25 protein-coding genes, 1 tRNA gene and 1 other annotated feature are annotated in these 21,355 nt (G+C 37.2%); of the genes, 3 read left to right on the forward strand and 23 right to left on the reverse strand.

Going from position 1 to position 21,355, the window contains the following annotated elements:
• Window positions 1-9: 9 nt before the first annotated feature.
• From efp to DD627_RS00670, 8 genes are all read right to left on the reverse strand, one after another.
• Entirely contained in the window at window positions 10-567 is a 558-nt protein-coding gene (gene efp, locus DD627_RS00635; RefSeq protein ID WP_057783474.1) for an elongation factor P, read from the reverse strand.
• Between the two features lie 148 nt (window positions 568-715).
• Complete coding sequence (gene rpmA, locus DD627_RS00640; protein ID WP_057772564.1) at window positions 716-1,003, reverse strand: 50S ribosomal protein L27; 288 nt, start codon at window positions 1,001-1,003, stop codon at window positions 716-718.
• A 19-nt stretch (window positions 1,004-1,022) separates the two neighbouring features.
• Window positions 1,023-1,361 carry a ribosomal-processing cysteine protease Prp gene (locus DD627_RS00645; RefSeq protein ID WP_057783472.1) on the reverse strand — a complete coding sequence of 113 codons (339 nt, stop codon included), beginning with the start codon at window positions 1,359-1,361 and terminating at the stop codon, window positions 1,023-1,025.
• Between the two features lie 15 nt (window positions 1,362-1,376).
• On the reverse strand, window positions 1,377-1,685 hold the full coding sequence (gene rplU / locus DD627_RS00650) for a 50S ribosomal protein L21 (protein WP_057783470.1): 309 nt from the start codon (window positions 1,683-1,685) through the stop codon (window positions 1,377-1,379).
• Between the two features lie 12 nt (window positions 1,686-1,697).
• Window positions 1,698-1,773 (reverse strand) — a sequence feature (ribosomal protein L21 leader region).
• Window positions 1,774-1,832: 59 nt separating this feature from the next.
• On the reverse strand, window positions 1,833-2,459 hold the full coding sequence (locus tag DD627_RS00655; protein ID WP_057783468.1) for a TetR/AcrR family transcriptional regulator: 627 nt from the start codon (window positions 2,457-2,459) through the stop codon (window positions 1,833-1,835).
• Between the two features lie 83 nt (window positions 2,460-2,542).
• The gene (locus DD627_RS00660) at window positions 2,543-2,995 is read right to left on the reverse strand and encodes a GNAT family N-acetyltransferase (protein ID WP_068807379.1); all 453 of its coding nucleotides are present in this window, start codon (window positions 2,993-2,995) and stop codon (window positions 2,543-2,545) included.
• Between the two features lie 80 nt (window positions 2,996-3,075).
• Entirely contained in the window at window positions 3,076-3,876 is an 801-nt protein-coding gene (locus tag DD627_RS00665; protein ID WP_057783464.1) for a DNA/RNA non-specific endonuclease, read from the reverse strand.
• Between the two features lie 150 nt (window positions 3,877-4,026).
• Window positions 4,027-4,100: transfer RNA gene (locus DD627_RS00670), tRNA-Arg, on the reverse strand.
• A 185-nt stretch (window positions 4,101-4,285) separates the two neighbouring features.
• On the opposite strand from DD627_RS00670, the gene DD627_RS00675 reads away from it, so the two are divergent.
• Window positions 4,286-4,798: a hypothetical protein gene (locus DD627_RS00675; protein ID WP_057783462.1), complete on the forward strand. Its 513-nt coding sequence runs from the start codon at window positions 4,286-4,288 to the stop codon at window positions 4,796-4,798.
• A gap of 386 nt (window positions 4,799-5,184) precedes the next feature.
• Here DD627_RS00675 and DD627_RS00680 read toward each other — a convergent pair whose 3' ends face one another.
• The 8 genes from DD627_RS00680 to DD627_RS00715 form a co-directional block, all read right to left on the reverse strand.
• Window positions 5,185-5,724 carry a dUTP diphosphatase gene (locus DD627_RS00680; protein WP_068807382.1) on the reverse strand — a complete coding sequence of 180 codons (540 nt, stop codon included), beginning with the start codon at window positions 5,722-5,724 and terminating at the stop codon, window positions 5,185-5,187.
• An 18-nt stretch (window positions 5,725-5,742) separates the two neighbouring features.
• Window positions 5,743-6,684: a hypothetical protein gene (locus tag DD627_RS00685; protein ID WP_068807385.1), complete on the reverse strand. Its 942-nt coding sequence runs from the start codon at window positions 6,682-6,684 to the stop codon at window positions 5,743-5,745.
• On the reverse strand, window positions 6,677-7,555 hold the full coding sequence (locus DD627_RS00690; RefSeq protein ID WP_068807390.1) for an exonuclease SbcC: 879 nt from the start codon (window positions 7,553-7,555) through the stop codon (window positions 6,677-6,679). Before DD627_RS00690 ends, DD627_RS00685 begins: the two co-directional genes overlap by 8 nt.
• Window positions 7,556-7,792: 237 nt before the next feature.
• Window positions 7,793-9,136: a glutamine synthetase family protein gene (locus DD627_RS00695; protein ID WP_057783459.1), complete on the reverse strand. Its 1,344-nt coding sequence runs from the start codon at window positions 9,134-9,136 to the stop codon at window positions 7,793-7,795.
• Window positions 9,137-9,153: 17 nt separating this feature from the next.
• Window positions 9,154-9,549 (reverse strand): MerR family transcriptional regulator, encoded by a 396-nt coding sequence (locus tag DD627_RS00700; protein WP_260274389.1) that lies wholly within the window; start codon window positions 9,547-9,549, stop codon window positions 9,154-9,156.
• A 92-nt stretch (window positions 9,550-9,641) separates the two neighbouring features.
• Window positions 9,642-10,895 (reverse strand): methionine gamma-lyase family protein, encoded by a 1,254-nt coding sequence (locus tag DD627_RS00705; protein WP_260274388.1) that lies wholly within the window; start codon window positions 10,893-10,895, stop codon window positions 9,642-9,644.
• Window positions 10,892-11,824: a tRNA (adenosine(37)-N6)-dimethylallyltransferase MiaA gene (gene miaA / locus DD627_RS00710; RefSeq protein WP_260274386.1), complete on the reverse strand. Its 933-nt coding sequence runs from the start codon at window positions 11,822-11,824 to the stop codon at window positions 10,892-10,894. Before miaA ends, DD627_RS00705 begins: the two co-directional genes overlap by 4 nt.
• A 5-nt stretch (window positions 11,825-11,829) precedes the next feature.
• Window positions 11,830-12,564 carry a glycerophosphodiester phosphodiesterase gene (locus tag DD627_RS00715; protein WP_057783451.1) on the reverse strand — a complete coding sequence of 245 codons (735 nt, stop codon included), beginning with the start codon at window positions 12,562-12,564 and terminating at the stop codon, window positions 11,830-11,832.
• 89 nt (window positions 12,565-12,653) lie between these two features.
• Here DD627_RS00715 and DD627_RS00720 point away from each other — a divergent pair, with 89 nt between their 5' ends.
• Complete coding sequence (locus tag DD627_RS00720) at window positions 12,654-12,830, forward strand: DUF3042 family protein (protein WP_084254320.1); 177 nt, start codon at window positions 12,654-12,656, stop codon at window positions 12,828-12,830.
• A gap of 154 nt (window positions 12,831-12,984) precedes the next feature.
• Here DD627_RS00720 and DD627_RS00725 read toward each other — a convergent pair whose 3' ends face one another.
• The 7 genes from DD627_RS00725 to DD627_RS00755 form a co-directional block, all read right to left on the reverse strand.
• Entirely contained in the window at window positions 12,985-13,398 is a 414-nt protein-coding gene (locus tag DD627_RS00725) for a rhodanese-like domain-containing protein (protein WP_057783449.1), read from the reverse strand.
• Window positions 13,399-13,517: 119 nt separating this feature from the next.
• Window positions 13,518-14,480, reverse strand: coding sequence for an ROK family glucokinase (locus DD627_RS00730; RefSeq protein WP_057783447.1), 963 nt, complete (start codon window positions 14,478-14,480; stop codon window positions 13,518-13,520).
• Between the two features lie 18 nt (window positions 14,481-14,498).
• Window positions 14,499-14,720: a YqgQ family protein gene (locus DD627_RS00735; protein ID WP_057783445.1), complete on the reverse strand. Its 222-nt coding sequence runs from the start codon at window positions 14,718-14,720 to the stop codon at window positions 14,499-14,501.
• A gap of 61 nt (window positions 14,721-14,781) precedes the next feature.
• The gene (locus DD627_RS00740) at window positions 14,782-15,462 is read right to left on the reverse strand and encodes a rhomboid family intramembrane serine protease (RefSeq protein WP_057783443.1); all 681 of its coding nucleotides are present in this window, start codon (window positions 15,460-15,462) and stop codon (window positions 14,782-14,784) included.
• Window positions 15,462-16,019 (reverse strand): 5-formyltetrahydrofolate cyclo-ligase, encoded by a 558-nt coding sequence (locus DD627_RS00745; RefSeq protein WP_057783441.1) that lies wholly within the window; start codon window positions 16,017-16,019, stop codon window positions 15,462-15,464. Before DD627_RS00745 ends, DD627_RS00740 begins: the two co-directional genes overlap by 1 nt.
• Window positions 16,020-16,092: 73 nt before the next feature.
• Window positions 16,093-16,242, reverse strand: coding sequence for a 50S ribosomal protein L33 (gene rpmG, locus DD627_RS00750; RefSeq protein ID WP_074693824.1), 150 nt, complete (start codon window positions 16,240-16,242; stop codon window positions 16,093-16,095).
• Between the two features lie 160 nt (window positions 16,243-16,402).
• Window positions 16,403-18,460, reverse strand: coding sequence for a peptidoglycan D,D-transpeptidase FtsI family protein (locus tag DD627_RS00755; protein ID WP_260267627.1), 2,058 nt, complete (start codon window positions 18,458-18,460; stop codon window positions 16,403-16,405).
• A 133-nt stretch (window positions 18,461-18,593) separates the two neighbouring features.
• Between DD627_RS00755 and DD627_RS00760 the strand changes: the two genes are divergently transcribed.
• Window positions 18,594-21,260 (forward strand): YfhO family protein, encoded by a 2,667-nt coding sequence (locus tag DD627_RS00760; protein WP_260274383.1) that lies wholly within the window; start codon window positions 18,594-18,596, stop codon window positions 21,258-21,260.
• The last annotated feature ends 95 nt before the right edge of the window (window positions 21,261-21,355 follow it).

A 21,355-nucleotide genomic window follows, 5' to 3' on the forward strand; every position in this document is an offset into this window, starting at 1 on the left:
CTGCTAAAATTAAGCTCGGGAAACGTAAGTCCCATCAGTTGTGTTAATAATCAACACATCATCTTCATTAACAAAAAACGGAACTTGAACCGTTAAACCCGTTTCCAAAGTTGCTGGTTTAGATCCACCAGTAGCCGTATCACCACGGATTCCTGGTTCTGTATCAGTCACCTTTAAATTAACGGTATTTGGCAAATCTACTCCCAAAGTTTCATCACCGAACATAATGACACTAACTTCCATGTTTTCAACTAAATAATTTTTTTCTTCAGAAAGATTTTCTGCAGGAATTTCTAGTTGCTCATAAGTATTATTATCCATAAACACAAAATTGTCACCATCATTATACAGATATTGCATTTTTTTAGTTTCGATGATAGCTTGTTCCATTTTTTCACCAGCACGGAACGTCTTTTCTTGAACCGCATCTGTTCGTAAATTCTTTAACTTTGTTCGAACAAACGCGCTTCCCTTACCAGGTTTTACATGTTGAAATTCCACAATACGCCAAATTCCACCATCAACCTGAATTGTTAAACCATTTTTAAAATCTGAAGTTGAAATCATTTTTTTACCTCCAAAATTCTTTACACCTAACTATAGCAATACCAGTAGCCTAAAAGCAAGCTAAGTTAAACGGGTTACATTTATTTTAAAGCATTTTGACAAAAAAAGAACCAGAACAACTTATGTGTTCTGGCTCCTCACATTAAAACTATTCTGCATCTGCTGCGGGATAAACAGAAACCTGACGTTTGTCACGTCCTTTACGTTCAAAACGGACAACACCATCAGTCAATGCAAATAATGTATCATCATTTCCACGACCGACATTTGTACCAGGATAAATATGAGTTCCACGTTGACGGTAGATAATCATGCCACCCTTAACTGGCTGACCATCGGCACGCTTTGTTCCAAGACGACGGCCTGCTGAATCACGACCATTAGAAGTGGAACCTCCACCTTTATGATGACTGAAGAATTGTAAATTCATTAACATAGCTTTACACCTCCGAATATTAATCTTGAATGTTTATTTTTATAAATTGTGAATAATTCTGAGAAATATCTTGCATTCCAATAACAAAGCTTTTTAAAATTGCCTGCATTTGTAAAAGCCGATCTCGATTTTGAATCACTGGAAAACTAGCAGACAAAAGGCCACCATTTTCCTCATCCATTTTCGTTTCTGGTTTTACGCCAGCAACCTGTTCCACACTATTGATCGTATTGATCGCCAGTACTGAAGCAGCCGCACAAACAATATCTTGTCCATATGGACCGGAATCAGCGTGACCAATCATTTTAAATTGTTCAACACCAGTTTGTGAACTTAGCTTAATTGTCACTTTTATCATCGAAAATCCTCAAAATTAAGCGTTGATTGCGTCGATCGTAACCTTTGTGTATGGTTGACGATGACCTTTTTTGGAATGTTGGTTCTTCTTAGCTTTGTACTTGAAAGTTGTTACTTTCTTGTCTTTGCCTTGTTTTTCAACAGTACCATTAACAGTTGCGCCATCAACAGTTGGTGTACCGATCTTTGTTGATTCACCACCAACGAAAAGAACTTGGTCAAAAGTAACCTTGTCGCCTTCGTTAACGTTTAATTTCTCAACAAAAATGGATTGACCTTCTTCAACCTTAAGTTGTTTACCACCAGTTTCAATAATTGCGTACACAGTGTGCACCTCCTCATTTCTAATACTCGCCAGCTAAAAGTGTCTAAAATAGAACTTAAAAACTCGAGCCGTGCGGTTGTAGCTGTGGAAGCCACAAATACAACGTTACAATAATATCAAAATACCAGGAAAAAGTCAAATCTTAGTTCATTTAACAAAAAAATCACTTACCCCAACAACAGCCGTACTTTTAGTACGAATTAAATTATACATCTTATTGCTGACAAAGCGGGGAGAATACACCCCACCACCTGATAACCACTCTTGCATAATCCCCAGCAATCCGGCAATCACAAAATCAGCCTCCACCTTGATATTTGCCGATTGTAAATTTTCCTTCAATTCCAAGGATTCAAAAAAAGTATCCAAATAATGATGAAAACCAAGTTTTATTTTTTCGGTGAAATTGTTTTCACCCACTAGACCGAATAACACCATGAAAACCTGATAGTTATCTGCCATATATTTAAAACCTTTTCCCAGTGAAAAAGCGTGAACTGTATGCTCTGAAACGACCATCTTTTCGTTTAGAGAACTTTTAGCGTCCACTAAGGCACATTGAAAAAAATCCGTAACAAAATCATTCACTATAGTCTGAATAAAGTCTTGTTTATCATGGTAGTGCAGATAAAAAGTTCCGCGCGTAATCTCTGCTGTTTCTGTAATTTGTTGAATACTCAAGCTTTGCGTACTTTGTTTAGATAACAGCTTGATCAAGGCCCTTTTTAACTGCTGTTTTGTTTTCATAATTCGAGGATCTAATTCACTAGACATGTTCTTTGCTCCTAATTTTAAATCCATTCAGAACTTGATTCTACGGTACTTTTAATAAAAAAACAAAAAATTAGCTTTTTAACTCAAAGTTTCTGTCGAAGCATTAACATGTCATGCAATTGAAGCCCGTTTTCAAAAATGGGGTCCGCATAATTATCGGTAAAGAAATTTGTTTTGACGTCAAAACAACGAAATCCCATCTTTTGGTAAAGGTATAATTGCACAAAACTTGTTGATCCAGTACCAACCAGCATTTCTTGATAGTTCTTTTGTTTAGCATATTTAAGCGCAAATTGAATAAAAAATTGAGCCTTCCCTTGATGTTGAAGTTTTGTAGCAATTGAAATATTTTTCAGCTCGATTTGTGTTTGGTTAATTGGGGTTAATACTAAGACTCCCACCAGTTTTCCCTCTTCTATCATTTGAAACCCAACGCTGTGTTCAAGATAGTGTGCCACTAGTTTTCGATTGGGATCTGCAATTAATAATAATTCATAGTGCTCATTCTTAAAGGTAGTTATCTGCGAAATTTCCAAAATTATTCCTCATTTCCTGTAAATGGCAAACTGGTTGGATGTCCGTGTTTAACAACTTGATACACATTTTAAAGGTGTCTTTATTCACTTACTTTCATCGATGAATCCAATTTGGATCGTCCAGTTTTGTAGTCAAATTTAACCCCAGGTTCGACATTCCAAACAAAAACGTTAAAGTTTAATGATTGGTCAGTTGATAGTGCTTGTAGATGATACCCAAGTGGCATCAGACCACGACCTTTAAAAACTGTGGTAACTTTATATATCACTTTTTTATCCGCTTTTAACGCCTCACGAACTCTTTGTTCAAAGAGTTGCATCGTCCGTTGATTACTAAATTCAGTTTGTGTCGCCAAATTTTTGGGATTGTCTATTGAGCCTAAGGCGTTTTCATCATATTTTCCCTCATCATCAATTTTTCCAGTGACTGAATAGGCTAGCAAATGTCCGCGATTCAAAATTTCAATTTTTCTGTCTCCAAAGGACACTGTTTTTTGATGCCATCCTGTTGGCTGCCATCTCTGGGCACTACGTGTATCTGAACGCACTAAATTTCTGCGTTCAAGATACCCAATTGCTGTAGTCGTACGATTCAGATTATCCAAATTACCATAATCAATCTTGTTTTGTTTCCAGCTAGAAACTGCCAAAGTACTTTTGTTGTGATTGACCTCCAAATATGATGCTGATCCACTTTTAAAAGTTAATTGACTTAAATTCTTATCTGCAACATTTTGTACAGTTGTTTGTTTGGTGGGTAAGCTGGTTTCGTGACTGTTGTATTGGCTAACGTACTGGCCAATTTGTCGTTGATTAACACCAAATAGTGACGCGACAATAACGATAATCGCCACCAACCAATTTATCTTTCGCTTCTTCATCTTTTCTCCCCTATATTTAAACCAAAATTTAATCAAAGCCTTTTTCGTGAAACAAAGATTTGCAAACAGTAATTTTTTGCAAAACAAAAAATCAAGAATGCCATTACATTGGTATTCTTGATTTTAATAACTGTATCCACGGTTTTCCAATGAACCGGGTGAGGTTCGAACTCACGACCCTCCGCTTAGAAGGCGGATGCTCTATCCAGCTGAGCTACCGGTCCGCGCTTTTGATTATAAGTTAAAAAAAAAAGTTCGTCAATACCGTAACCGTGTTTTACTCTGACCATAAGTAAACTACTAACCTACCATTAATTTGATTAATTCGACGGAAGTATTAAGTAAATGCTTTCATTCTGCATCATTTTTAGGTATCATAGGGATAGCAAGAACGAAGGAAGTTGATGAAATGAAAAAGAAAATTTACTGGTTAATTCCCTTTCTCATCCTAGGATTATTTTTAACCGGATGTAGCCGTAACAAAGTGTATGGCACGGTCGTCATTAGTTCTGAAAAATATAATCAAGTACAGACTGATAAAAAATATGTCAATCAGCTATTGAAATCTCTAGAAAAATTTGATTCTGAAAAACCAGGGACGGCCCAAAATATTTATTCAGCTGTCAACAAATTGAATAAAGAAGCCAGCAAGAATATGACTAAACAAGATAAGAAAAAATTACGCGAACTCCTGATTACTAATGATAAGAGCATTAAAAATATCATTAAGAATGCTTACCAAAATCATTATGGATTTGATGATGATCTTTCTGGATCAATTAGTACCGAATTTTATAAAGTCATTCATTTGATCATAAATCCAATCACTAAACAATCTGCAAATCGAAAAAAAGTTTATAACCAATTCATCAAAGATACTAAGGCTCAACAAAAATTGAATAATGTGGGCACCACACAATAGTTTGTCCATAATTTAAAGAAGCTGAAAAATAATTTTTCAGCTTCTTTTGAGTTCTAACGACAAATATTGCTCTTATTTTCAAACATATTATGGTTGTAAAACCCGTGAGCATATCATTTGAAACATTACTGTAACATTGTCATAATGAAAATGTAAAATTCGAATGGAGGCGTTTCTATGGGACCATTGATGATCATTCTTATTATTTTTATTTTTGCGGTTATTGTTCAAGTGATAAACGATTGGGATTCTTTGTTTCCACAATCTCAGCCACGCTCAAAACATAAAACCATTAAGAACAATTAATTAAGCGATTGTATTGTAGAAATATAATGAAGTACACAGACAAAAAGAGACCTCATGGGGTCTCTTTTTTGTTTGATTCATTAGTAATTATTTTCTTGTCGTTGATAATTGATTTTATTCTTCTGATCAAAAGCCCTTTCAATTTCGTCAGCAGAAAAACCAAAACCCGCCATGCCCATTTTTAAATACAAATGCCAAGCATGCCGAAAGTTATCCGGTCGGTTACTTACAAAACTACTGAACAACATAGATTTAATTGCCAAATAGGTATCCGTTAAATCTAATTTTACCGAACTAGTTTCTAGTTTTTGGAATTGTTCTGGGGTCAGATCAACATTTTCAACCCATTGCTTTTGACTGGCAAACAGTAAAAAGAAATCAATCGCATCCACATACTCAACTAACAACGTTTCACGAATTGTTTTTCCTTCGTCATGTTTGCCTTTGTGCGCTTTCCAAACTTTAAACCATTCAGAAGTATTGGCAACTTCCGAAAGTTCAACATCTAAAGAAAGTAAAGTATTTTTAATTCGTGCAGGCCAACTAAGTGTCAGTCCCTTTTCCTCGGCAATGCTTCTGTCTAATTGAATAGAAGATTGCATCATTTTAGGAATATCCAACAATTTTTCCACCTACTCTTAAGACATTTTTGAACCGATTTGTAATTCATCAAGATTGTCCAAGAACCACTTCTTCAAAAATGCAAATTGATTAAATATTTCAAAAAGAGAATACTTCTCGGCAGGATCCTGAACTGTAATCACCCAATGACCACTACCATCAGCAGCTACTTCTTTATACAGACTAAAGATAATTTGATTGCCCAGGTCCAAGAAAGCCCCTTGAACAGCATCCATATTTTGCAACATTAAATTGTTATCTGCTGTAGCCACAAATAATTTATCCATAATCTGTTCAGATAAATCAGTTTTAGCAAGCACATACTTTTTATCATTAGAAGCATCTAACATATTGAAATCAACATTAAACCCAAAATCAGCCACCAGATATTTTCCAAATTGAATGAACAAATCAACCGCATTCGTTACGGCCTCGTTATCTGATTTGCCACTCCACTCTGTGATAAAGAGTTTTGTAATGGTGTCCGAATTAAAGTACATCGTTTTTTCTCTTAAGTTCAAAGAAAAAATAACTTGGTGACTATTTTGTTCCACATAAAACGCACCATCCTGATTTGGTCGTTGCTCAAAATGGAACTCTTCCGAATCATCAATACTTGGAAAAGTCTGAAAAAGAGTATCAGCCTTAAGATTATCCTCACGAGAATTTAGGACGGCATCTTTATCATCATGCAATTCTAACAACCGACTCATAAAAATGAGGTAATAATCATTCGCATCATATTTGTGAGGATAAACAACATAGTCAGTATCCATCTGAAAGTCAAATAAAGCCGTGGAAGCGGCCAAAAGCTCATTGGCATCCTTGGTATTAGTCAACTGATCAAATAACTTGGTAAACTCAATTCCATGTTGCAAACCAGCTTTTAGAGAATCACTATATGCAACTAATCGACCATTTGTCGTCAAGCTTGAAGGATTCAAAGATTCATTACTCATCAGCACGCACCTTTTCCTTTCCAATCAAGCTTGTTAAATAATCAGAATATAGTTTTTTTGAATGGTTAGTAAACGACTCAAAACTTCCAAAGGCCTGTTTGATTGCTTGTTTTTCGTAACTTAAGATTGTGTCTTCTTTTGAAAGAGCCAAAATTCGATCTTCATTACTCTTCATTGTATTTCGAGCATCGGCAGCCTTTTGATCCTCTTCAGTTAACTTAGTTAATTCATCTTTAAGCGCCTGGCGTTCTTCTTTGACCTTGCCGCTTTCCCAAAATGAACTGTTAGAACTCGTGTCCGCCAATTGATCACGTAACTGTGCCTTACGTGAATCACGTTGATCCTGATTGCTAAGTAACGTTTCTAATTGCTTGTTTTCTTCTGAAATTTTAGCAATGTTTTCTGTATTCAAATGTTTGTTGTTGGCATCCAACTGGAAAGTTCCAGATAACTTTTGATACTCGTCCTTATCAAATTGAAATTCAAGATTTAAAACATCTAAATACCCAAATTCACGACGATCCCACCAATTACCGAAAAGAATTTTGAATTCTCCTTCAGCAATTTCTCGGTAGTAAAAGAATGGATAAATTTCAGCTAAGTAGTCAATTAATTGATAGCTCAAATAATGAGCAATTTGACTTCGTACATCATCCACCAAACTGAAATAACCACTTTTTGCCGCTTCATTGGTACTTGAAATTTCAGTATGATAACGTTCTGGATCTAGTAATTCATATGTTAACCGATCATCTTGTTGATCAACTGCGTCTTGTAACGCATTCAAATAAGCGATTTTACCTGAAAGACTCTGTTTTAACTTTGCGTTTGGCTGTTCTTGAGATTCAATCGTGTTTTCTTCATCACTCATGTGTATCGCTCCTAATTTTGTAAGTATCCCCTACATTATTGATTACCTCTAATGTAACAAATAACTGAGGAATCAACAAAGGATTTTTCTTATTCCTTACTAAATTTTAACAGATAAATCTGATCATGACTAAAAAAGGTTTAAAACTCATGATAAATTTTTAAAAAGTTTAAAAAAATGATCAATTGCCAGACAATTAAGTCTTGGCAATTGATCATTATATATTCTCTAATCAGATTAGTACTGTTCCAAATATTGATCTCGTTCCCATTGTGTAACTTCTTGTCGATAAGAGGCCCATTCTAATCGCTTAGCTTCCAAAAAGCTCTGATAAATATGTGTTCCTAAAGCCTTTTCCATCACATCATCAGCCTCGAAAGCCTTTAAAGCATTATGCAATGTAGATGGTAAGTCATCAATATGATTTGCTTTTCGCTCAGCCTCATCCATCCGATAAATATTACGATCAATTGACTTAGGTGGTTCAATCTTGTTACGGATTCCATCCAAACCAGCTTCTAGAACAGTTGCAATTGCCAGATAAGGATTAGCACTAGGATCAACACTCCTTAATTCGAGGCGAGTGGACAACCCACGACTGCTTGGGACTCGAATTAATGGCGAACGGTTACTACCTGACCAAGCCACGTATACTGGGGCTTCAAATCCAGGTACCAAACGTTTATAGGAGTTCACAATTGGATCACAAACAGCGGTAAAGCTCCGAGCATGTTTTAATAATCCTCCTAAGAACCAATAAGCTTCCTGAGATAACTGCAAGTCATTCTTTTCATCATAAAAAGCATTGCCCTTATTATGGAAAAGAGACATGTTTAAATGCATCCCTGAGCCATTAATACCATCCAGTGGCTTTGGCATGAAGGTGGCATGCAAATTATATTTACGAGCTACCGTCTTCACAACCAGTTTAAACGTTTGAATATTATCTGCAGCTGCTAAAGCATCTGCATACTTGAAATCAATTTCATGTTGACCAGGCGCAACTTCATGATGAGAAGCTTCCACGTCGAAGCCCATGTTTTCAAGTTCTAGAACGATATCACGACGACAATTTTCACCAAGATCCATTGGCGCCAAATCAAAGTAACTACCTTTATCGTTTAAATTAGTAGTTGGTTTCCCGGTTTCTGGATCTAACTTAAACAAGAAGAATTCAGGCTCTGGCCCAATATTAAAATCCGTGTATCCTGCTTCACGCATTTCTTTTAAAACACGAATTAGGTTATTCCGAGGATCACCTTCGAAGGGTTCACCATCTGGCGTATAAACTTCACAAATGACACGAGCAATTTTTCCATGTTCATTTCCCCACGGAAAAACCATCCAAGTTGAAAGATCAGGATAAAGATACATATCACTTTCTTCAATGCGCACAAAGCCATCGATTGAAGAACCATCAAACATTAATTTGTTATCAAGCAATTTATCTAGCTGACTAACTGGCACCTCAACGTTTTTAATAATCCCAAATAAATCGGTAAACATCAATCTTAAAAATCGAACATTTTCCTCTTTTGCCATCTTGCGGATTTCATCTTTGGTATATTGTTGCTTTGCCATGTATATCGCTCCTATTCTTATTTTTTGGAAAGGTCATCAGATGGAAAACTTGGTTCACTTCCATGATTTAATCCTGCAATTGATAAAAATTCATGTTGTAATACTTGACGAACATCTTCATCAGTTACTGGTTTTTCTAATGCTTTACGCTCTTTTTGTTGATGTTTGGCTTGTTTTTCATAAACACGCTTAATTTCAGTCATATTAAAGCCCTCGTCAAGATAGCCTTTAATATCAAGTAAGCGATCTATATCAATTAATGAAAACTGACGGCGATTACCTTCATTACGCGCAGGTTTTATTAATCCCTGTGTTTCATAATAACGAATCTGCCGTGCACTCAAAGTTGTCAACTTCATGACTGTTCCGATCGGTAAAACTGCTCGTGATCGTTGGAGTTGTTTTTCCATCATGACACCCCTCCTTTCAAAAACAAGTTCATTCTATCAATGCAGCCAATTAAAGTCAACGTCTCATGTCACAAGATATGACATGAGACGCTTGTTTAAAAGAATAAAGTTGAAACAGCTTCTGTAATTGCAATTTTCACATGCGCATAAGTCAAACCGCCTTGGATGTACAAAGTGTATGGTGGACGAATTGGACCATCTGCAGAAAACTCAACACTAGCACCCTGAACAAACGTACCGGCAGCCATAATAATCTTGTCATCATAACCTCCCATTTCACTTGGAACTGGATCCACATATGAATTAATTGGTGAATAATGTTGGACTGTTTCGGCAAACTTGACCATTGAATCCGGTTTGCCAAAATTAACGGTTTGAATTAAATCTGTGCGTGGTGCATTCCATTTAGGACTGACATTTAGCCCACATTTTTCAAGAATAGCACTTTCAAATATGGCACCCTTAATTGCCTCTCCCGTTACATTTGGTGCCTGAAAGAATCCTTGAAACATACTCTCTAATGTATTTAAGGTAGCACCCTCATCTTTCCCTGATCCAGGAGTTGTTAAACGATTCCCGATTTGTTCAATCAAATCTTTTTTACCAACAATGTAGCCACCAGTCTTGGCCAGACCACCGCCTGCATTCTTAATAAGAGACCCGGCCATCACATCGGCACCAAATTCAGTAGGTTCACTAATTTCAGAAAATTCGCCATAACAATTATCAATAAAAATTTTAACGTCTGGTTTGAGCAATTTAATGAATCGAATCATGTCTGCAATCTGAGCGACCGTAAAACTTTCCCGAGTTGCATAACCTCTTGAACGTTGAATGGCTACAACCTTAACATCGCTGGATAATTTCTTTTGAACATTAGTTTCAGAAAAATGCCCCTCCGCATCAAGATCGGCATAATCAAACTTAATATTAAAGTCTTTAAGAGATCCGGAATTTTTCTTACCCGTTAGACCAATAACTTCTTGAACCGTATCATAGGGCATGCCAGTTACATATAATAGCTTATCTCCAGGTCGAAGCATCCCCCACAATGCTGTACTGATCGCATGCGTTCCAGAAATAATTTGTGGTCGGACCATTGCATCTTCTGTTTTGAACACGTCCGCATAAACCGCATCTAAAGCATCCCGTCCGCTATCATCATAGCCATATCCCGTTGAACCATTTAGTTCTTCTTCAGAAATCTTTTCTTTTCGAAAAGCATCCAAAACTTTTTTCTGATTAAAAAGTACTTGTTCATCAATTTCCGCCAATTTAGGTGCAATCTGTTGATCAACCTCTTGCACTAACTCAACTAATTTACCGTCTAAACCATCTGTCCATTTCATCGTTCATTTCTCCTAACCCATTTTTGAATCTTTAAAATAATTTGCTGTTCTTCATCCGGTTGCCGAATGATATCAAACCAATTTACATCCATTTTATTTCGAAACCATGTTAATTGCCGCTTGGCATAATGGCGAGAATTTTGTTTAACTTTTTCAATCACAAGTTCTTTAGAAAGGTGATTTTCAAAATAAGGATACCATTCTCGATACCCGATTCCTTTCCCAGCCGGCAGATCCTGTCCACCTTGCCCGTACAACCACTTTGCTTCATCTTCCAAGCCATCAGCTACCATTAAATCTACACGCTGATTAATCCGCTTATACAGCAACTTCCGATCTGTATTGAGACCAATCAATAACGCATCATAAATTGTTTTACTATCGTCATTTTGTTCCGAAAATAAGTGACCAGTTTTATCAAAAACTTCGAGTGCCCGAACCACTCTTACTTCGTTAGTGACGGGAATTTTTTCCGCAGCCTTGGGGTCAATGGCATTTAATTTTCTCCATAACTCCTTTTGAGAATGGCTCTTCGCATACTCATGCCACTTATTTCGTGTCTTCTCACTCGAGTCATAGGTATCATTTCCCAAGGAGAGATCTTCTAACAGAGCTTGCAAATAAAAGCCAGTTCCACCAACTATAATTGGTAAATGTCCTCTAGAAGTGATTTGTTTAATCTGTTCAGCTGCTTGCTTTTTGAAATCTGAAACTGAAAAGCGCTGATCAATTTTACAAATATCAATTAAATGATGGGCAACCCCCTGTTGATCCTGCTTGGAAATTTTAGCCGTCCCAATATTTAGCTCCTGATAAACTTGCATGGAATCACCGGAAATAATTTCACCATCAAATTTTTTAGCTAGTGTTAAAGATAAACTTGTTTTGCCAACCGCAGTAGGCCCAACAATCGCTAATACTTTATTCATGTTATTTAACCACCTTGAATTGCTTGACGAATGATTCCTGCGCGACCTGGATAATCAGTGATAATCCCATCAAAATGTCGCTTGAAACAGTAGCGCATATCCTCTGAGCTATTCACCGTCCACGGTCGCAACTGGACATGTGGCAAGAAGAATCGATGCGCACGAACCCAACGAATATCCGGGTGCCAGTCTTTGACAATCCGGCTTCGGTAAAACTTCCGAGCAAACTTAGTCTGTACCTTAAACAAACTTGCGTACTCGATAGACGGATTTAGCGCATGCATTTTCACAAGTGATTGTGGATGAAAACTAGAATACACAATTTGAAAGGGAACTTTTTGTTGATTCATGTACGCCGAGACTTTCTCCTCAATTCCAGGATATTGAATTTTATCGGTCTTAAGTTCTAAATTAAAAAGACCCGTAAATCTTTTTTTAATTAATAATTGGACAACTTCATTTAAGGTTGGAATCCGCGTACCCAAGTATTCATAACCAAAATAACTTCCCGCATCTAGTTGCTTTAATTCCATAAGTGTTTTATCGTAAATTCTTCCCGTTCCACTTGTTGTCCGATCCACTGTTTCATCATGCATGATAATCAAATGACCATCCTTTGACATGTGGACGTCCGTTTCAATCCCGTCCGCTCCCTCTTCAATGGCTTTTTCAAATGCTGGCAACGTATTTTCAGGACGAATTCCTTTACTTCCACGATGAGCAATTATTTTTGTTAACATAAAATCATTCCCGTTCACTTAATTTACTGGATATTTTAATCAAAAGCAGTCATAATAAAGGTAACCAAAGATAGAAAGGGGTTTCAAACATGAAAAATTTTACTAAAGGCTTTATCGTTGGTGGCTTTTCCGTTATCGGTGCTGCCGCCGCCGCTCTCTATACCTTCCACAAAGTTATCGTTCAACCAATTGAGGATCAGGAAAATCGTGCAACCGAAAATCGTAAGCGTGCCATGCGAAAACAACGTTCAGCACATAACGGTTAACTTCCCTTAAGGTTAAAAGACTGAAGATTCAGTCTTTTTTTGTTGGCTTAACATTAACATACTTAGGATTTCTTTCTAATAAAAAAAGAGATAAAGATTATTAAAGGATGACAATACACACATTCACCTCAATGACTCTTTACCTCAGATTTAATTAATCTTTCTTTTTGGTTTTGCCATTCCAGCGTTGGAAACCATACCGAAGGATAAAAAGCTGTTTATAGCTTTTCTTTGCTAAAAATATTGCAGCTCTCGAACTCAAACTACGGCCCTGATCATAAATGTAAACTGGTAAATCAGGTCGAACTTCTTGAAAACGACTTTTTAATGTTGAATATGGGATGTTACGAGCACCCAATATATGACCGGCATCAAAATCCTTTTTCTCACGTAAATCAATAACTTGTCCTTTGTGCATGCCTTCTTGAAAATCTTCCTCGTCCAATACTTTTGCAACTCGGCCACGTTTCCAGACTACATACCCTTGATAAACAAAATAAGCCACAATCAAAATAATCAAAATCGTATTAATTATAAAACTTGCTTTTGAACTTGCACCAAAAACCACTGTACATTCCTCCTATGTCAACCAATTTCATTTTACACATAAATTAGCACTTTGCCTAGTCTAGAAAAAATAAAAAAGCCGTTTGGGAAAATCCCAATACCGGCTTAATTCAAACATTCTTAGTTAAAGCTTAATGCCAATGAAGCCGCACCGATAACGCCGGCATCATTGCCTAAACGAGCTAATTTCAAGCTTGTTGAGTTACGAACTGTAGTAAATGCAAATTCTTGGAAATAATGATCGACTTGTTTTAACAAGTAATCTCCTGCAGCAGAAACGCCGCCACCAATAACAATGCTCTCAGGATTCAAAGTATTAGCAAGGTTGCCTAAAGCCAATCCCAAGTAGTAACAAACCTTGTCGACTACTCGAACAGCCAAAGTATCGCCACTTTTAGCTAGATCAAATACTAACTTAGATGTAATATCTTGGCCATCATCAGTTTGGCGTTTTAACTCTGAATCACCAGAGAATTCTTCCGCCATATCACGAGCTACATGGACCACACCTGTGGCGGATGCATATTGTTCCAAACATCCTCGTTTGCCACAAGTACACAAGTACCCATTAGGTTCAACAGTCACATGACCAATTTCGCCAGCTGCTCCAGCAATCCCGTGGAGTAACTGACCATCGGCAATTAAGCCACCGCCAATTCCAGTTCCTAAAGTTACAAAGGAAACATTAGTACCGTTCTCACCAGCACCCTTCCAGCGTTCACCAAGGCCAGCAACATTGGCATCATTGTCCATTGTAAATTTAATGCCCGTACCAGCTTCAATATCGGCTTTTACATGTTGAGTTGTTTTCCAGTTTAGGTTATAAGCTCCAACAACTGTTCCATTTTCACGGTCAACTGTTCCTGGTGTTCCCATACCGATTCCAATAAATTGATCTTTATTCATATTGTAAAGATCAATATGGTGATTAATTGATTCCACAATATCTGGCACAATATGGCTACCTTCATCTAAAATGTTAGTTTCCACACTCCACTTTTGTTGAACCTCTCCAGCGTCTGTTAAAATAGCAAACTTAATGGTTGTCCCACCAAGGTCAACCCCAATCAACTTGCGATCCATTGTTTGTTTCCTCCAATATTAATATAATTTGTTTGGCTCTTTTGCACGAACCTCTTCTAAATGATGTTCACGTCGCAGAATCATAACCGCTTTAACGTAGGTTTGATTCTCCACCACATCGGCATCGTGTAAATGTTTCAGTTCAATACTCATTAATTCAATGTCCCATATGCGTTTACCCACATAGACATAAATTCCAAACTTTTTGAGTAACTGTTGCACATCATAAAGTGTTTTCATAGACATCATCCCAATTAATTATACAGATAAAATTAGATTTGTAAACGTTATTTTAAGAAGACTACTGGTAAATTAGCTTTCCAAAAGTAACCGCAAACAAAACAACTAGTGCAACTGTTGCCACAATTCGTTTTGGAATCTCAACCTTACCAATTTTAGGAACCCCCACAAGATAACCACTCAAGAATCCAGCTAATATACCGCCAATATGAGCATAGATATCAATTCCAGACTCCAACAAGCTCGAAGCCAGAGCCAAAACAACGAATAAGCCAAGCTGACGGGCCATAACATGGATGTACGGATTAGCATGGAAAGACTCTCCTAACATTAGCCAAACGCCAAATAGACCAAAAATTGCCCCACTTGCGCCGGCCGACAATGAAAGTGGATTTCCAAAAACCAAACTTACCAAATTACCAAATATTCCAGCAATAAAATAGATCAGTAAGAATTTAAAATGACCAAACAAATTTTCAATTTGCATACCAACAAAATATAAAGTCACCATATTCATAACAATATGAGTGAGACCAATATGAATAAACATTCCGGCGATTAGCCGCCACCACTCACCATTTTCCACAATTAAAGGTTTAAAAACAGCACCGTATTGGAGTAACGTTTGGGTGTTTTCGGAACCACCATTGATCGTCATTAACCCAAATACAATAAAATTGATTATAACTAAACCAATTGTCATATATGGCTGTCGGTCCCACCTTTTTAAAGTTTGTTGCATTAGTTTACCTCACTTTTAATCAAGGTTTGAATAGGAATATCATGTGATTCGACTGGCCATCCTGGTTGCTCAAAATGTTGGACACTCAGCACTAAACTGATTGTTTTACCAGAATAGTCGTCCAAAAAACGGTCGTAATAGCCACCACCGAAACCCAGACGAAAGTTTCCTGCGTCCGCAAATCCTAACCCAGGAACGAGAATTAAGTCAATGCTGTCCTTTGAAACAGTAATCCCATTTTCGGGTTCTAAAACATCGAATTTACTCTTAACCAATTGTGTTTGGAAATCCAGAATTTGAAATTCCATTTGCCAATTTGGCAACGTTTTCGGAATCACAATGGTTTTGCTTTCCAAAGTTGCCTGCTTAATAACTGGTGTTGTATCCACTTCGATACCCCCACTCATGGTTGTAGCAATCACAGAAGAATTCTCCCATTCTGAACTGCTGAAAAGTTGGTTATATAACCTAGCGGATTCCTGCTTTTTTTTTGCTTTATCCAGACTTTGCAGTCGACCCAATTGAACTGTACGTTGCTTCTTTTTTTCTGGTTGCATCGGCATTCCTCAATTCACGTTTTTTAAAACTAATAAAAAAGATCGGAACAAAATTCGATCATTTTGTCCAATCTTATTTGGTTTCGCGGTGTAATGTAACCTTTCTTTCACGTGGGCAATACTTATTTAACTCCAAACGATCCGGATTGTTACGCTTATTCTTGCTTGATAGATATTGTCTGTTATGACATTCTGTACATTCTAATGTAATGTGTACGCGCATGGCTCCAACCTCCCAACTATAAATTCTGATGGGCGTTGCGCCCTCAACTTAAGATATGATACCACAATAATACTTAATGACGCAAGCATGTTTCAAAGATTCCCCCAAAACCGCTTAATCAAACAGCCTATTGACTTATAACCAATTGTCAAAATCTAATTTATTTGGAACTACTCTTTGTTGTTGAAGTACTTTCAACCATCTTCCAATAGGCTGCATAGACCTTCTTAGCAAGGGCAATATTATTGCTCTCAGCACTTTCTCCTAAACCTGGCATTGCAATTGCCACAACTACTTTTGGATTTTTTGATGGTGCATAAGAAGCCAAACTTAGTGTGACGGTCGTTTTACCATTTGTAGTTGTTTCGGCTGTACCTGTCTTTGCAGAAATCTCAGGACTAATACTTGCCAGCGAACCACCAGTTTTATAGGTATTTGTTCCGTGGACAACTTTATATAAGCCATCAGTAACAACTTTCTTTTCAGCAGCTGTATCATCAATGTAATTTAACGTCTTTGGTTCAATCGTTTCCTCAACTGTTCCCAAACCACCTTTAGAATTTGTGCCTCTAACTTGAGAAACAACATGCGGCGCCAAACGATATCCGCCATTTGCAATGGTAGACATATATTGTGCAACTTGAATTGTGGTATAAGCATCGTAGTTTCCAAAAGATAAATCTAGCGCTTTACCTATATTGCTTTCACCACTTGGTCCTTGATATCCAGATGATTCCCCTGGAATATCAATTCCTGTGTAAGTACCTAAACCAAATTGTTCAAAATAACCCCGCATTTTTGTAAAAATACTTGATTTCATCCCTAATAAACTTGTTCCTGAAGAATAATTAAAGCCAGCTTCTTTCATTGCCAACTGCATCATGTACGAGTTAGAAGATACTTCTAGCGCTGTTGAAGCCGTTACCTTCATGTTGGCGCTCCCTGTTTTATTAAACCACGATGCCTTTGCACTCGTACCAGCAAGTTTAATTGGCTGATCAGTTAAAGTGCTATTCGTTGGTGTAATTACACCGTCCATCAAGGCGCCAGACACCATAGCACCCTTGACAACGGACCCCATGACGATTGGCTCATTGATCGTTCCCAGCGCATTATTTGTCAGCTTTCCTGTACTTGTATTACGATCAGCACCAGCTAAAGCAATAACCGCTCCAGTATTTGGATTCATGACAACCGCGTATGCGCCAGTTGACTCTCCACCAGCACTTGATGTGGCTGAGCGAACATACTGTTGAATCTTTTGCTGAAAAGCAGCATTGATAGAAAGAACAAGATTATCACCCTTTTTACCAGCATATTGTTTAACTTCTTTTTTAATCGTGCTGTTTCCGCTAACTTCGACTCGTGTTTGCGATTTGGTTCCTTTCAGAATAGAATCATATTCTTTTTCCAAATAGCTCTGGCCGACACTATCGTTACGCGAATAGCCCTGCGCCAAGAGAATGTTCACCTCGTCACTTGGCAAACCAACCTTAGCACTCGAAACCGTTCCGGCAATACTCTTAATCGAACTTCCTTGTGGATAATCACGAGACCAGCTGGTTCCCACTTTAACCCCAGGTAGTTCTGATAAATGTTCACCAATTTCTGCAACTTCCTTAGTAGAAACACCGGATTCTTTCAGATAAACCGTTGATAATTCATAGGCACCATTCATGAGACTAAAAATTTTGGCCGCGTTTTGTTCTGTTTTTGTTAAATTGACAGTCTTTTTAACCTTCTCAACCGCTAAATTATAAAGGGCTTTGCTTCCATAATCACTGTGATTCTTTATACTATTTTCTACTTTTTTTAAATTAGAAGTTTTGGCCAAATAGTAATCCGCTTCATCTTGAGCGGAAAGTGTCGAGGTTGAGACCTTCATATACCGGCCTAATCGATTAGCTGTCTTTCTCAATGTTGAGGATAAAACATTAACCCCCTTGGTATATTGAATAGCTTGGTGCGATTTATTTCCCACCAGAACTTTTCCGGTTGAGTCATAAATTTCACCTCGTTGCACATTGCTAGTTTCGACTGTAGTATCAGTTCGATCAACATCCGCCACATATTTGGATCCATTAAAGATCTGCAAATAGGCAAGTCGCCCAATTAAGGTGACTAGCAGAATGACAACAATAATAAAAATGAGATTGAGCCGAAATGGTAGTTCTGATTTCGTTTTACGAATTTTAGATGATTCTTTATTTGATTTCAAAATCTTAAGCTCCTTCACGCTACTTCATCATTCTAACAAAAAAATCAAACTGCTTCTATAACTTGTTCACATTTTTAGATTATCTTAGTCAATGTGGTATGCTAAGAAAAGTAATTGCGAAAAGAGGAATATGATGCAAAGAACTAGTCTCAAACACACCAAACACCTTGTTAACTCACATAAACAGCAACTTCTAGTTAGTTTTTTAATTCCGCTAATTTTGATGGCTGTTTATTTTATTTATCGGAAAATGGCGCCATTTGGCTCAAGCAGTTTATTAACTGTTGACCTAGGTCAGCAATATGTTGACCTCTTTGCCTATTTCCGTCACACGATTCTCCATGACCCAACTGCTTTTTTCTATTCTTTTTCAAAAGCAATTGGTGGAGACATGACGGGAACGTGGGCCTATTATTTAATGAGCCCATTTAACCTCATCTTGCTATTTTTCCCAGGGAAAACCATCACAACTGGAATTTTTATCATTACCATCTTAAAATACGCATTTGCCGGTCTTACTTTTGCAATTTTGCTTCAAAGAATGTATCCAAAAGTTTCTTGGCTTGTGCCCGGATTGTCAACTGCCTATGCCTTAATGGGATTCAGCATTGCCAATCAACTAAACTTGATTTGGCTGGACGCCCCCATCCTTTTACCTCTAATTATTTTAGGAATTGAACAAATTTTTAAAACGGGTAAAATTCGTTGGTTTGTTTTGTGGTTATCGCTAATGTTAATCATTAACTACTATATGGCATACATGATATGTATTTTTAGTGTCTTATATTTTGCCTTTGCTAGCGCACAACATTATACCTCATTTAAAACGACCTTCACAGATTTGAAACGATTTGTAGGTGGCGCCCTCCTCTCGGGTGGTTTCGCTTCTTGGATATTGATGCCTACCTTTTACATCTTGACACAAAGCAAGGTCCAGTACACTGAAACAAGTGTGAAGTTTAAATTTGAGTACTTCCCATTTAAAATGCTCAGTAAATTATTACCCGGAACCTTCAATTTTGAACAGATGCCAAGTGGTTTACCAAACATTTTTGTAGGCGCCTTTTGTTTAATTGGTTTCGCGCTCTATTTTACAAATCACAACTTAAAACTACGGGAACGAATTACTTCGGAAATCATTACGTTATTCCTGCTTTTTTCGCTTTGTTTTCAGCCTTTAGATCTGTTTTGGCATGCCATGCAATTTCCATGGTGGTATCCATACCGTTTTAGTTTTCTTGTTTGTTTCTGGATTATCTTTTTAGCAGCCAGATACTTATTCTCGAAACCAACATTTAGTGATCGTAGCCTAATCATCACAGGCCTTATCTTCTTAAGCGGTTTAGTTTACCTCTACTTGAATTTATCTAGTTTCAAAAAATATGTCGATCAAAATAATTTCTTAATTGGCTGCTTATTCGTTGCACTAGGGTTACTGGCCTTTGTGCTTCTTCGACAAAGGCCTAAGTCTGGCTGGTTAATCACCGTTTTAATTGTGCTAGATGTCTTCGTTAACGCTTGTTTATCATTAAATAACTTATCATATGTTTCTCAATCTGAATTTGGTAACTATACAACAGAAATTGATAAAACAACCAGCAAAATTCAAAACAAAGACTCAGGCTTCTATCGGATCGGGACAACCTATATGCGAACTAAAGACGATTCGATGCAGGCCGCATATAATGGTGGTTCTCACTTTAGTTCAACCTTTGAAACTCAAATTCCAAACTTTATGCAAAAAATTGGTCAACCAGATGGAGATGGTTTTGTCACGTACTCCAACGGAACTTTGATTACGGACAGCTTGCTAGGAATGAAATACTGGTCTAAAAATATTGAATCGACTCTCCCCGGTTCATCAGCAGCTTCAACAACTGATCCAACTTTACCGGCACTAACTTATCGACCAGATTTATCTGCCTATAAATTAGTTGGCCAAGACAGTTTGACCCAAACGTATAAAAACCCATACGCCTTGTCTGTTGGCTTTGGTGCCTCAAGTTTGGTGAAAAACTTTGATGGAAGCAAGTTAGATACCATTCAGTATCAGTCACAACTTTACAGTACACTAGCTGGCCACACAAGTTCTAAACTTTTCACTTCAGAAAACTTTAATGAAGTTATTTTCCAGAATATTAATCAAACGACTAAGTTGACTGGTAGTGTTTTGAAGAAAAACAGTTTATCAAAACCCGGAATTGTAACTTTTAAGTTTACCCCAAAAACAAACGGTGCGTATTATCTTACGTTTGGTCAGGATTTAAATCCGGATAATGCAACCTTTACAATCAATGGAAAGTCACTCACTCAGTATTCGCCTTATCGGAATACAGTAGTGGTCAACTTTGCAAATCATAGTAAAGGGAAAACCGTGACTTTGAAAATTCAACTCAAAAAAATGAGTTTATGGCTTGAAAATTTCACTTTATATCACTTAAATCAAACGAAATTTACCAAGATTCAAAAAACGTTGAGCACATCCCCATTAAAGGTTACACAACACAACAGCCACCAAATTAAGGGAAAAATTACGGTGACTAAGAAAAATGATTTCTTAATGACAACCGTTCCTTATGGAAAAGGCTGGCATGCAACGGTGGATGGTAAATCAGCTAAGGTTATCAAAATTGCTAAGACATTCTGTGGTATTCAATTGACCCCCGGTACGCATAAAATTGTACTTACTTACTGGCCACCTTATCTCTTTACCGGTCTCATTGTGACTTTAGTAGCGTTGCTCATTGTCCTTTGTTATCTCTGGTTAAATAAGCGGCGACTTAGGCAAACAAAAGAATAGGTTGAAATTCTATAAAAGAACTTATCAAAAGTGATTAAAGGCTTTGGTAAGTTTCTTTTTTGCTAAAAATTTGTGACCAAAATAAAAAGAGACCT

The sequence above is a fragment of the Pediococcus sp. genome, from assembly GCF_003533255.1.
Lineage (GTDB): Bacteria > Bacillota > Bacilli > Lactobacillales > Lactobacillaceae > Pediococcus > Pediococcus parvulus.